Below are 12,132 nucleotides of genomic sequence, written 5' to 3' on the forward strand. Positions count from 1 at the left end.
GCGCGTGATGCTGCGCACAACGGCGTCGCGCGTGCTCGACGACAACGATCGTGACGAGGTGCTGGCGCTCCTGGACGCCGATCCTGTCGTCAACGTCTTCGTCGCCTCCAGGGTCCGTGCCGTCGGGCTCAATCCGGCCAGGCTCGGTGGTCAGATGTGGGGGTTCGGGCCGCGCGGCGGCCTGACCTCTGTCTGCTATGCCGGCGCGAACCTGGTCCCGGTGAACGCCGGTATGGACGCCGTGCACGCCTTCGCTGACCGCGCCCGTAAGCAGGGCCGCCGCTGTTCCTCGATCGTCGGCCCCGCGGACGCCGTCGCGCCGCTGTGGGAGCGGCTGGAGCCCTACTGGGGCGCCGCCCGCGCGGTCCGCTGGGCCCAGCCGGTGATGGCGGTCACCACGCCGTCCCCGGTCCCGATCGACCCGCTGGTCAGGCGGGTGCGGCCGGAGGAGTTCGAGATCCTGCTCCCCGCCTGCGTGGCGATGTTCACCGAGGAGGTGGGCGTCTCCCCGGAGGCCGGTGACGGCGGCGCCCTCTACCGGTCCAGGGTCGCCGAGCTGATCCGGATCGGCCGGTCCTACGCGCGCATCGAGCACGGCCGGGTCGTCTTCAAGGCCGAGATCGGCGCGGTCACGCCGCTGGCCTGCCAGATCCAGGGCGTCTGGGTCCATCCCGACCTGCGCGGCCGGGGACACGCGGCAGCCGGGATGGCCTCGGTGGTCAAGCACGCGCTCGACTGCTTCGCGCCGGTGGTCTCGCTGTACGTCAACGACTACAACGCCCCGGCCCGGGCCGCCTACCGCAAGGCCGGGTTCGAAGAGGTCGGCACCTTCATGTCGGTGCTCTTCTAGAGCACGCCGGAGCCCTCGCGGCGGCACCGGTTCACAGGCGGCGGACCAGACAGGCCAGCAGGCGTTCCAGCTCGGCTCCGGGGTCGGCGGTGAGACCGGCGTGGACCGGGCCGGTCTGCACGATCGTGCTGCGCGGGGCGGTCAGCCAGCGGAACCGGCTGCCGAGCGGTTCCCCGCCCAGCGGTCCCGCGTCGGTGGTGCAGGAGCGCTCGTAGGCGCCGAGTGCGTGCCGTACCCCGTCGACGTCCGCGTGGGCGTCGAGCGCGTGCAGCCGGGCCTCGTCCAGCTCCACCCGCGCGCACAGGTAGTCGCGGGGCTGGCAGTAGAGCACCACCCCGGCGTTGATCAGCTCGCCCCGCTCCACGCGGGGGACCACCCGGATGACGGCGTACTCGTAGACGTCTCTCACCGGCTGTCCTTCCAGAACGCGCCCACCGAGCCGGTCTTCCGCTCCTGCCTGGGGGCGGCCGAGGGGTCGGGCAGCCATGCCCGGGGCCCCTGCGCGCGAGCCAGCAGGTGCTCGACATACGCCTGCCGTACGGCCTGCGCCCCGTCGAACCCGGGCTCGTCCTCCAGCCACTCGTCGGGGACCTCGTCCACGATCCCGTCGAGGAAGTCCCTGGTGATCCTCTCGCTGAGCTCGGCGTCGGCCTCCGCCATCCGGGTGGCGAACGGCGCCAGCACGTGGTCGCCCGCGTCGAAGCCGCGCTGCGGGTCGGCGGTGGGCCAGTTGTGGTGGAACCAGAGGGCGGCGCCGTGGTCGATCAGCCAGATGTCGCCGTGCCACAGGAGCAGGTTCGGGTTGCGCCAGCTCCGGTCCACGTTGTGGATCAGGGCGTCGAACCAGAGCAGCCGGGAGGCGAGGCCGGGGTCCGGTGGCCAGGCGAGCGGCTCGAAGCCGAGGGCGCCGGGCAGGAAGTCGACCGCCAGGTTGTGGCCCTCGCTGGCCTTGAGCAGGTCCTGGATCTCCTCGTCGGGCTCCCGGGCGCCGAGCTGCGGGTCGACCTCGATCACCTTCAGCTCGGGGGTCCGGAAGCCGAGCCGCCTGGCCAGCTCGGCGGAGATGATCTCCGCGACGAGCACCCGGCGGCCCTGCCCGGCACCGCGGAACTTCACGACGTAGGTGCCGAGGTCGTCCGCCTCGACCACCCCGGGGAGCGACCCGCCCTCCCGCAGGGGCGTCACGTAGCGGGTCGCCGTGATCTCTTCCAGCACTCCGCCAGGCTACCCGGTCGAGCGGTCCCGGACGGCGCGCGGTGCCGGCCGCCGGACCGGGCCCGTGACGCCGTGGCGGGGATCGCGGGCCGTGGCGGGGAGCGGGTCCGGCGACGGAACAGCCCGCCGGCCGGGCCGCGGTCACATCCTGGAGATCACCTCTTCGGCGAAACGCTCGATGGTGGCGACCTTGAGCGCGAGGCCGTCGCCGTGCTCGGCCTTCTCCCGCGGGGTGGCGAGCCACCAGGGGGCGGCCATGGTGCCGGTGACGCCCTTGTCCGCGAAGCGCCGGTAGGTGCCGGCGTCGGGCATGACGGCGAGAGGGGCGATGATCTCCAGGGCGTCCTCGGCCCGGCCGTACTCCTTCAGGTAGCGCCGGAGGTCGGCGAGGACCACGTCGAGCCGCTCCTCGGAGTAGACGCGGTTGCCCATCCAGCCGTCACCGAGCCGTGCCGCGCGGCGGAGCGCCGGCTCGCTGTCGCCGCCGACGAAGAACGGCACCGGCCGGGCGGGGACGGGGGAGATCGACAGCGGGCCGTACTCGAAGTGGGCGCCGCGGTGCTCGACCGTGCCGCCCGCCCAGAGCTCGCGCAGCGCGGGGATCATCTCGTCCAGCCTGCGGCCCCGGGTGTGGAAGTCCTGGCCGGTCTGGACGAACTCCTCCTTGCACCAGCCGACGCCGACGCCGAACGTCACCCGGTCCCCGGAGATCACCGCCGCGGTGGAGACCTGCTTGGCGACCGTGAACAGGTCACGGGCCGGGGCGACGTAGACGTTCGGGGCGAAGCGCAGGGTGGAGGTGACCGCGGCCATCGCGCCGATCGTCACCCACACGTCGGGCCAGTGGGTCTCGGCGTTCCAGCGGGGCGCGCCCGTGCTGGAGTAGGGGTAGGGGGAGTCGAAGTCGGCGTAGAAGATGTGGTCCGACAGTGTGAGCGTGTGGATGCCGCACCGTTGCGACACTTTGGCCAGTTCGACGAACTGGTCGGTCTCGACGAACGACGCTCCAAGCCAGAACTGCACGGATCCTCCCCGGGTTTTCTCGGATGCGGCGGGCGGGGTCAGTCGGAGAACTCGGGGATGACCTTGGTGGCGAAGAGTTCGAGGTTGCGCTTGACGGTGTCGAGGGGGAGGACCCCCTGCTGTCCCTGCATGAACAGGCCGAACCACTCCAGGTCGGGCATCCGGTCGAGCATGCGCTGGATGCCGCGCTTGACGTCGTCGGGGCCGCCCAGCAGGGCCATCTCGACCTCGTTCATGCGCTTGTAGTCGCCCTTCTCCGGGCTGATCGGCTGGTGCCTGTCGTCCTCCTGCTTGCGGAGGACCTCCAGGTAGCCGAACGGGCCGAAGAAGGCGGCGAAGTCCTTCTGCATGCTCTTGCCGTAGGTGGCGATGGCCGCCTCCCGGGTGTCGGCCATGCCGACGATCTTGAGGATGCCGGTGTGCTCGCCCAGCTTGTAGTCGCGGCCGCACTTGGCCGACTCCTCCTGGTAGAGCTTGGCCTTGGCGGCGTGCTCGTCCGGGTTCGGGGTGAACATCCACGGCAGGATGTCCTCCTGCGCGGCACGGATCACCGAGCGGTCGGAGATGGTGAACGGCTGCCACAGCTCCGGATACGGATACTGGTACGGCTTGGGCCCGACCGAGACGGCGTGGATCCTGCCCTGGTCGTCCACCTCGCCCGGCGCGCCGAACTTCCGGGTCCACTCCAGGGCGGGCCAGCCCTCGATGCCGTCGAACGGCGCGGGCACCTCGTAGTCCAGCACGTCGGACTTGTAGCGCAGCGTGTCCTGGGTCCACGCCATCTTCATGATCTTCAGGACCTCGCCGAAGACGTCGAAGTTGCGGGTGTCGCTCTTGGAGCCGTCGGAGCGTGCTGCGGAGGCCTGCCAGCGCTGGCCCAGCACGTTCATCCACCGGTTCTGGTAGCCGCGGGCCACGCCCAGGCGCAGCCGCCCCTTGCTGAACTGGTCGAGCAGGGCCACGTCCTCGGCCGCCCTGATCGGGTCCCAGGCGGGCAGCACGATGCCCAGCGGGGCCAGCAGGATGCGCTCGGTCCTGGCCGCCAGGTCGGTGAGGAACATCAGCGGATTCACCGAGAACTCGAAGCCCTCGGAGTGGAAGTGGTGCTCGGTCATCATCAGCGCGTCGAAGCCGATCTGGTCGGCGTGGATCGCGATCTCGCGGACCTCGTGGAGCAGTGCCTGATAGGACTCGACGTCCCGCCCGATCGGCCGCTTGGCGACCGCGTTCTCCTCGTTGGAGTATCCGGAACCGGGGATCTGCGGGTTGAGGAATATCGAGAACTTCATGCCAGACTCCTTAGCCAGTGCGTGACGACGAGGAGGAACTCCCCGGGGCGTTCCTCGTGCAGCCGGTGGCCGCTGCCCTCCCAGGTGACGGCCTTGGAGTGCGGGTCCTTGAACAGGTCCGCCTCCCACTCGGCCTGGGCCGGGTCGAACCAGAAGGTCAGCACCGGGCAGGCCCGGCGTGACAGGTATCGGTCGGAGTTGGGTCGGACGCCGAGCGCGTCGGGTCCGCCGAACATCGCCTCGAACGCCTGGAGCAGCACGTGCGGGGGCGTGGCGAGGATCCGCCGCCGGTGCCACTCGCGCAGCCATCGCGGGGTCGCCCCGGTGGAGGTCCACTGGTCGTTGCGGAGGGCGGCGGCCACGGGGTCCTCGCGCATCCGCTCGATCAGCGCCGGGAAGGAGGCCGCCACCGCGCCGGTGAAGCCGTACCCCGGGTCGACCGTGACCAGCGCCTTGACCAGCGAGGGGTGTTCCACGGCCAGGTGGGAGACGATCTGGCCGCCCATCGAGTGGCCGATCGCCACGCAGGACTCGACGCCGAGCGTGCCGCAGAGCAGGGCCAGGTCCTCGGCCATCTGCCGGGGGGCGTTGCCGGTCTCCGGCGCGGAGGAGTAGCCGTGTCCGCGCACGTCCACCGCGAGGACCCGGTACCGCTCGGCGAGCGAGGGGATGTGGTGGACCCACTCGTGGGAGTCCGATCCCAGGCCGTGGACGAGCAGCAGCGTCGTGTCCCCCGCCCCGTCGTCGGTGTGGAACAGCCGCACGTCGCCTAAGTCCGTGAACGCCATGAGCGCCCTTCCGTGAGGATTGCCCGCCTGGCAAGCTACCCTAGGAATGGTAACCGAGCAATCGCTTGGTTTATCAAGGGGTCGGTGCGGGGAAACCGGAGGCTGTCATGCGGCTGGGTGTCACGATGTTCGCCACCGACCGGTCGATGCCGGTCGCCGAGCTGGCCAGGGCCGCGGAGGAGCGCGGGTTCGCCTCCCTCTACCTGCCCGAGCACACCCACATCCCGCTCTCGCGCCGTACGGCTCCCGCCGCCGGGCAGGCCGTGCTCCCCGAGGAGTACGGCCGCACACTCGACCCGCTGGTCGCGCTCGCCCACGCGGCGGCCGTGACCGGCCGGATCGCCCTCGGCACCGGCATCATGCTCGCCGCTCAGCGTGAACCCATCGTGACCGCCAAGGCCGTCGCCACCCTCGACCACCTGTCCGGCGGCCGGGTGGTGCTCGGCGTCGGGTTCGGCTGGAACGTCGAGGAGATCGAGGACCACGGTGTCGCCTACGGCTCCCGCCGCGACGTCGCCCGCGAGCACATTCTCGCGATGAAGGCGCTGTGGAGCGAGGAGGAAGCCGGTTTCACGGGCAGTCACGTGAGCTTCGAGCCCTCCTGGTCCTGGCCCAAACCGGTGTCCGGGCCGCCCGTCTACGTGGGCGGCGCGGCGGGCCCAAAGCTCTTCGCCCACGTCGCCGAGTACGCCGACGGCTGGATGCCGATCGGCGGCAAGGGGGTCAGGGCGGCGCTTCCCGCCCTGCGCGAGGCCTGCGAGAAGGCGGGGCGCGAGATGGCCGAGGTGATCCCGTTCGGGACGCTGCCGAGCGCGGAGAAGCTCGACTACTACGCGGGAATGGGCATCGAGGAGGTCGTGCTCAGCCTCCCCAGCGCCCCCGCCGGTCAGGTGCTCGCGGTGCTCGACGGTTACGTGGGTTTTCTGACGTGACGAGGAGATCGTTATAGTCAGGTCCCATGTCGCGTCCGGCTCCGCTCCGGCCGGAGGACCCCCGGCACCTCGGTCGTTACCGGCTGATCAACCGCCTCGGCGCGGGAGGTCAGGGGGTCGTCTTCCTCGCCGAGTCCCCGGAGCGCCCGCGCGTGGCCGTGAAGCTGCTGCACGCGCGGCTGCTGGACGACGAGAGGGTCCGCCGCCGCCTCGTCGGCGAGGTCGAGGCCGTCCGGCGGGTAGCCCCCTTCTGCACGGCCCAGGTGCTCGACGCCGACCTCGACGGTGACCGCCCCTACATCGTGAGCGAGCTCGTCGACGGGGTCTCGCTCCAGGAGCACATCGAGGCCGAGGGGCCGCGCGTCGACGGCTCGCTGGACCGGATCGCGGTCGGCACGGCCACCGCGCTGGCCGCCATCCACCGGGCCGGGGTGGTCCATCGCGACTTCAAGCCGGGCAACGTCCTGCTCGGCATGGACGGCCCGCGAGTGATCGACTTCGGTATCTCCCGGATGATGGACGCCACGATCACCACCGGGAAGATCCCCTTCGGCACCCCGGCCTACATGTCCCCCGAGCAGATCAAGGGCGAGTCCGCCGGGCCTCCGGCCGACATGTTCAGCTGGGCGCTCACCGTCGCCTACGCCGCCACCGGCCGCCACGCCTTCTCCGCCGGGTCCTACCACGAGGTGCTGGCCAGGATCCTGTACGGCAGGCCCGACCTGGGCCCGCTGGACGGCCCGCTCCGGGAGATCGTGGTCTCCTGCCTGACCGTCGAGCCCGGGGACCGGCCGGTCGCCGAGGAGGTGCTGCGCCGGCTGTACGGCAACACCGCCGCCTCCCGGACGGACGGCACGCCGGGGACCGCACCGGAGTTCTCGACGGCGGAGCTCCCGGTGACCGAGGATCCGGCGTCCGGGTTCTCGACGGCGGAGCTTCCGGTGACCGAGGACCCGACCGTCGAGCCGCGGACGCCGGAGGGCTCGACCGCCGAGCTCTCCGCGGTGCGGACGCCGCGAGGGCGGCGCCGGTGGCTCCTGATCGCGGCGGCGGGGGTGGCGATCACGGCCGCGGCGGCCGGAGCCGCCGCGTTCTGGCTCCGTGCCGACTTCTCCTACAGGGGGACCTGGGTCGGTGTCGCCGACCACGCCACCGCCGAGCGGGTCTTCCCGGTGGAGGTCCGTTTCGCGGAGAAGGCGGTGAACATGAGGTGGGGCGCCGACCTGCACTGCACCGCACGGCTCTCCCCGACCGGCGCCGGCGACGCCTACCGGCTGGAGCAGGTCAGGGGCAGGCAGTGCTATCCGGGCACGGTGGTGTTCTCCCGGCGGGGCGCCGACGGGCTGGCCTTCCGGGTGACGAGATCGGGCGAGACCGAGGCCCGCTATTCGGGCACGATGGCCCGTTCCTCCTGATTTCCCGCTGACCCGGGCATCACATGAGTGTCACGGTCGGGGAAACAAGCGCTTCGCCACCGTTGACTGCCGGGAATACCTCTTCTTGAGTGGGAAGAGTGGTGGGGAGGGGAGGCTCGCGTGCCGCATGCGCAGCCGCTCAGGACGGGGGACCTCGACAGGCTCGGCGAATACGTGGTCGTCGGCCGCCTGGGGGAGGGCGGTCAGGGGGTGGTCTATCTCGGAGCGCACCCGGCGACCGGCTCCACGCCTTATGCGATCAAGCTGCTGCACGGCCCGCTCGGGGAGGACGAGGCGGTCTTCCTGCGTGAGGTCGAGCTCGCCAAGCAGGTCGCCCGCTTCTGCACCGCCCAGGTGATCGAGGCCGGACTGGCCGGTGACCGCCCCTTCATCGTCAGCGAATACGTCGACGGTCCGTCACTCCACCGTGAGGTCAGGGCCGGTGGACCCCGTGGGGGAGGCGCGCTGGAGCGGCTGGCCGTCGGCACGGCCACCGCGCTCGCGGCCATTCACCGGGCCGGGATCGTGCACCGCGACTTCAAGCCGCAGAACGTGCTGCTGGGCCCCGATGGGCCGAGGGTCATCGACTTCGGCCTGGCCAGGGCTCTGGACGCGGGAGCCACGCAGAGCGGTCGCGGTGCGGGCACCCCGGCCTACATGGCGCCCGAGCAGGTGGAGGGGGCCGAGATCCGCGCGGCGGCCGACGTCTTCTCCTGGGGCGCCACGGTCTGCTTCGCCGCCAACGCCCAGGCGCCGTTCGGACAGGACTCGATCGCGGCCGTGCTGCACCGCGTCCTCACCGCCCCACCGGAGCTGGGCCGCCTGGACGGGCGGCTCGGCGAGCTGGTCGCCGGCTGCCTGGAGAAGGACCCCCGCAACCGCCCCACCAGCCGGGAGCTGCTGCTCGCGCTGCTCGGGGACGGCGACGTACGGCCGGCGGAACCGGGATCACCGCCGGCCGCGGGGCCGGCGGTGCCCGGCCTGCCGCCGGCGGTCCCGCCGGGTCCGGCTCCGCCCGGCCGCTTCCCCCCGGCGTCGCGCTTGCGCGACCTCGGCGGCGCACCCGATGAGTCCGCCGAACCGCGTACCCGGCCGGGGCGGGCGGCCACCAGGGCCTCGGTCGCGGTGTCGGGGGCGCTGCTGGTGAGCGCGGCCGTGCTGGTCGCGGTGCTCGTCCCGGCACTGAGCGGGAACGGCGAGCCGGTCGGTCCGGGCCGGCCGGGAGGGTCGGCGGCGGCGACCGGCGTCCGGTCCGGGCCCACCTCGCAGCCGGCCAGGGCGGCGCCCCCGGCCAGGCACCCGGCGGGCACGGGCGCCAGGAGCGCCCCTCTCCCGTCCCCGGACCCTTCGGCGCCCCCGGCCGTCGCCGGGGTCGCGGTGCCGGCGCTCGCCGGGCTGGACCGTCCCGAGGCGCTGAGCCTGATCGAGAAGGCCGGCCTGGTCGCCGGAGTCCTCACCTCGGCCGACTCCGACCGCCGGGTCGGGCAGGTGCTCAGCAGCCGGCCGGAGGCGCGGACCGTGGTCGCCAGGGGGACCAGGATCGACCTGGAGGTCTCCGCGGGGGTCGCGGTGCCGGTGCTGGCCGGTCTCCCCAGGAGGCAGGCCGAGACCGCCCTCGTCCGGGCGGGGCTGGTCCCAGGTGAGATCACCGCGCGATGCTCGGCGGAGCCGGCGGGCCGGGTCCTCGCCAGCGCCCCCGGCGCGGCCGAGCGCGTCTCCTCGGGCAGCGCGGTGGCACTCGTCGTGTCCAGGCGCGGGGCCGAGGTGCCCTCGGTCGTCGGTCAGCGGGAGGCGGACGCGCGGAGCGCGCTCAGCGCGGCGGGCTTCGCCGTACGGGTGCGCCCCCGGCTCGTCGGCGACCCGTCGCGGTCCGGTGTGGTGCTGGCGCAGGGCGGGGCGTCCGGCCCGTGTGCCCGGCCGGACGCCGTGGTCGTGATCACGGTCGGCGTCGAGGGGCAGACCGGCCCCGGCCCCGATCCCGATCCCGATCCCGGCGAGACGACGGTCCCCGTGGACCCGACGGTCACGGACCGGCCCGGCCGCGCCAGGGACGTGCTGCCGGGCTGAGAGGCCGGGACGGAATCATCGGACGCCGCGTCCCGGCTCCGCTCCGGGAAGATCCCAGCCGTGTGCGGTTCAGGCGGTGGCGCCTCCGTCGATGACCAGGTCGTGTCCGACGGTGAAGCCCGCTTCGGGCGATGCGAGCCAGAGCACCGCGGAGGCCGCTTCGGCGAGCGTTCCGACCCTGCCGATCGGCAGCGCGTCCTTCATCCGTTCGGTGCGGGCGTCCTCACTCTCACCCGGCCGCAGGGACATGGTGGTGTCGACGGGGCCAGGGCTGATCGCATTGATGCGGATGCCCTGTCCGATGCACTCCCTTGCCGCCGCGCGGCTCAGCGCGCTCACGGCCGCCTTCGAGGCCGCGTAGGCGCCGAGGAACGGCAGGCGCATGTGTGCGCCCAGGTTGGAGGCCGTATTGACGATGACGCCGCCGCCGTTGACGCGCATGTGCGCGATCTGGTGTTTCATGCTGAGGAAGACGCCGGTCAGGTTCACGGCGATCAGGTGGTCCCAGGCCGCCTCGTCCATGTCGGCGAGCGGTCCGGCCTCGAAAACTCCCGCGTTGTTGAAGGCGATGTGCAGGCCACCGTGACGCTCCACGGTGGTCGTGACGAGCCGGGCGACGTCCCGGGAGGAGGAGACGTCGGCGGTGACGGCGCCGGCCCGGCCTCCTTCGGCCTCGATCAGGTCCACGGTCTCCCGCAGGGGATCGGCGTTGCGTCCGGCGACCACCACGGTCGCGCCCTCCCGGGCGAAGGCGAGCGCGCCGGCCCTGCCGATGCCGGAACCTCCACCGCTGATCAGGACTACCTTGCCGGTGAAACGTGAGGTCATTCCGATTTTCCTTTACTTATTCGGCGCGGCGCATGCGCGCCGCGAACAGGGCGGTGACGAGCAGGGCGATCGCCGCGACGCGCAGTGCGAAGGCATAGCCGCTCGCCGGGTGAGGTGAGTAGGCGGTGGCGAGGGAGACCAGCACCGTGAGACCGAGCGGAGGGCCGATCTCCATGGCGGTGTTCAGCAGTCCGCCGGCCAGGCCGGCCTGGTCCTCTCGCACGTCCCGCAGCGTGGCGAGCGTGGCGGCCGAGAACGTCAAGCCGGCTCCGAGGGGAAAGACGACCAGTCCGGCATACGGCATGTCGAGGAGGCTGAGCAGCGACAGGCCGGCGGCCGCTGTCACCAGCCCGATCGCCAGCACGCGGTGGATCGTCAGCCGAGCCATGAGCCGTCCGGCCAGGGAACCGGAGGCCAGAACGGCCGGAGCGGGCAGCAGGAAGGCGGCCGATGTCTGCAGCGCGGACAGGCCGCGCACCTCCTGCAGGTAGAGGGAGAGCAGGTAGAACCCGGTGGCCATCGCCCCGGCGCACGCCGTCACGGCGATCAGGGGCAGCGCCCGCCTGCCCAGGAAGGGCAACGGCGTCAACGGGGCGGAGGAGCGCCGCTCGGCCAGTCCGAACAGGACGAGCAGTGCGACGCCGCCGAAGGCCATCCAGCCGGAGTAGTGCAGCCCGTAGATCAGCGCGACCAGTCCGGCGGTCGACAGCATCGCGCCGAGCCAGTCGATGCGCCCCCGGACCGGTGGGCCGTCCGCGGGGAAGAGCCGGGTGGCCGCGGGCGCCGCGACGGCTGAGATCACCACGGGGGCCAGGAAGACCCAGCGCCACGACACCCAGGTGATCACCACACCTGACAGCACGGTCCCCAGCGTCGCGCCGGCGCCGCTCAACACGCCCCACATCGCCATGGCTCGTCCTCGGCGATGCGGGTCGGGGAACACCGCGCCCACCAGTGCCATCGCCGCCGGTGCCGTCAGCGCCGCGCCGACCCCTTGGGCGAACCGGGCGATCTGCAGCATGCCCAGCCACGGGGCGAGGCCGGCCGCCGCCGAGGCGAGACCGAAGACGGCCATGCCGGTGACGAACAGCCTTCTCCGCCCCAGCGAGTCCGCCAGCCGTCCGCCGAGCAACAGCAGCCCGCCGAAGGCCAGGCCATAAGCGGAGGTGACGAGCACCATCCCCGCGTCGTCGACATGCAGGTCCCGCTGGACGACGGGCAACGCCACGGTGATCACCGTGATCGTCGCGATGAGCGTGACCTGCACGGTCCCGAGCAGGGCGAACGCCGTCACCCCAGCACTCCGATCTGGATCGATCGTTCTGTTATGAGTGTGTGCGACATCGCTTCTCGTCACAGTGATCACTCCCTCGGTTCGGTACGGCCGGCGCGTGCGCGGCGGCGTCACGCAACCCGCCGGGCTCGGGATGCGCATGTCCGAGAATGCGCATGCCCTGCGGTGGGACGGCAGGTGCTGGACCAGGTCGGCCATGGAGGTCGCCTCGTAGCCCCGTTCCCGGAGTGGCTCCAACGCCTTCTGTGGATCCGCGTCCGGATCGAACCGCTCCGTCCTTGCCGCAGGCCAAAGCCTAACCGTATCTAGATCGGACGGTCAAATATCGATGACGGCTTCCTCGGCTGCATGGCTGCCAGGCCGAACCTGGGCGGATCCCCGCCCGGGGGAAGGGGAAGGGGATGGCGCCGGCGTGCTCGGCGTGGTGCCGG

General features: G+C 72.2%; 11 protein-coding genes. 4 read left to right on the top strand and 7 right to left on the bottom strand.

Going from position 1 to position 12,132, the window contains the following annotated elements; translation table 11 throughout:
- The first annotated feature begins 7 nt into the window (after nucleotides 1-7).
- Entirely contained in the window at nucleotides 8-850 is an 843-nt protein-coding gene (locus BM085_RS19085; RefSeq protein ID WP_093888311.1) for a GNAT family N-acetyltransferase, read from the top strand.
- Nucleotides 851-881: 31 nt separating this feature from the next.
- On the opposite strand, the gene BM085_RS19090 is transcribed toward BM085_RS19085, so the two are convergent.
- The 5 genes from BM085_RS19090 to BM085_RS19110 all read right to left on the bottom strand — a co-directional run bounded on the left by BM085_RS19090 (nucleotide 882) and on the right by BM085_RS19110 (nucleotide 5,165).
- Nucleotides 882-1,259, bottom strand: coding sequence for a DUF3037 domain-containing protein (locus tag BM085_RS19090; protein WP_093888312.1), 378 nt, complete (start codon nucleotides 1,257-1,259; stop codon nucleotides 882-884).
- Complete coding sequence (locus BM085_RS19095) at nucleotides 1,256-2,065, bottom strand: HipA family kinase (RefSeq protein WP_093888313.1); 810 nt, start codon at nucleotides 2,063-2,065, stop codon at nucleotides 1,256-1,258. Before BM085_RS19095 ends, BM085_RS19090 begins: the two co-directional genes overlap by 4 nt.
- Before the next feature lie 141 nt (nucleotides 2,066-2,206).
- Nucleotides 2,207-3,088: a TIGR03619 family F420-dependent LLM class oxidoreductase gene (locus tag BM085_RS19100; protein ID WP_093888314.1), complete on the bottom strand. Its 882-nt coding sequence runs from the start codon at nucleotides 3,086-3,088 to the stop codon at nucleotides 2,207-2,209.
- 38 nt (nucleotides 3,089-3,126) lie between these two features.
- Nucleotides 3,127-4,377: an LLM class flavin-dependent oxidoreductase gene (locus BM085_RS19105; protein ID WP_093888315.1), complete on the bottom strand. Its 1,251-nt coding sequence runs from the start codon at nucleotides 4,375-4,377 to the stop codon at nucleotides 3,127-3,129.
- Complete coding sequence (locus tag BM085_RS19110) at nucleotides 4,374-5,165, bottom strand: alpha/beta fold hydrolase (RefSeq protein ID WP_093888316.1); 792 nt, start codon at nucleotides 5,163-5,165, stop codon at nucleotides 4,374-4,376. Before BM085_RS19110 ends, BM085_RS19105 begins: the two co-directional genes overlap by 4 nt.
- 107 nt (nucleotides 5,166-5,272) lie before the next feature.
- Here BM085_RS19110 and BM085_RS19115 point away from each other — a divergent pair, with 107 nt between their 5' ends.
- The 3 genes from BM085_RS19115 to BM085_RS19125 all read left to right on the top strand — a co-directional run bounded on the left by BM085_RS19115 (nucleotide 5,273) and on the right by BM085_RS19125 (nucleotide 9,579).
- A complete protein-coding gene (locus tag BM085_RS19115; RefSeq protein WP_093888317.1) occupies nucleotides 5,273-6,097 on the top strand; it encodes a TIGR03619 family F420-dependent LLM class oxidoreductase in 825 nt (274 codons plus the stop codon).
- Nucleotides 6,098-6,123: 26 nt separating this feature from the next.
- Nucleotides 6,124-7,512, top strand: coding sequence for a serine/threonine-protein kinase (locus tag BM085_RS45980; RefSeq protein ID WP_093888318.1), 1,389 nt, complete (start codon nucleotides 6,124-6,126; stop codon nucleotides 7,510-7,512).
- Between the two features lie 120 nt (nucleotides 7,513-7,632).
- Nucleotides 7,633-9,579, top strand: coding sequence for a serine/threonine-protein kinase (locus BM085_RS19125; protein WP_093888319.1), 1,947 nt, complete (start codon nucleotides 7,633-7,635; stop codon nucleotides 9,577-9,579).
- A gap of 69 nt (nucleotides 9,580-9,648) precedes the next feature.
- Here the strand turns inward: BM085_RS19125 and BM085_RS19130 are convergent, their stop codons facing one another.
- Together BM085_RS19130 and BM085_RS19135 are read right to left on the bottom strand one after the other, a co-directional pair.
- Complete coding sequence (locus BM085_RS19130) at nucleotides 9,649-10,407, bottom strand: SDR family NAD(P)-dependent oxidoreductase (protein WP_093888320.1); 759 nt, start codon at nucleotides 10,405-10,407, stop codon at nucleotides 9,649-9,651.
- Between the two features lie 16 nt (nucleotides 10,408-10,423).
- Nucleotides 10,424-11,701: an MFS transporter gene (locus BM085_RS19135; RefSeq protein WP_245789431.1), complete on the bottom strand. Its 1,278-nt coding sequence runs from the start codon at nucleotides 11,699-11,701 to the stop codon at nucleotides 10,424-10,426.
- Nucleotides 11,702-12,132: the final 431 nt, after the last annotated feature.

It is taken from the genome of Streptosporangium canum, from assembly GCF_900113865.1.
GTDB lineage: Bacteria > Actinomycetota > Actinomycetes > Streptosporangiales > Streptosporangiaceae > Streptosporangium > Streptosporangium canum.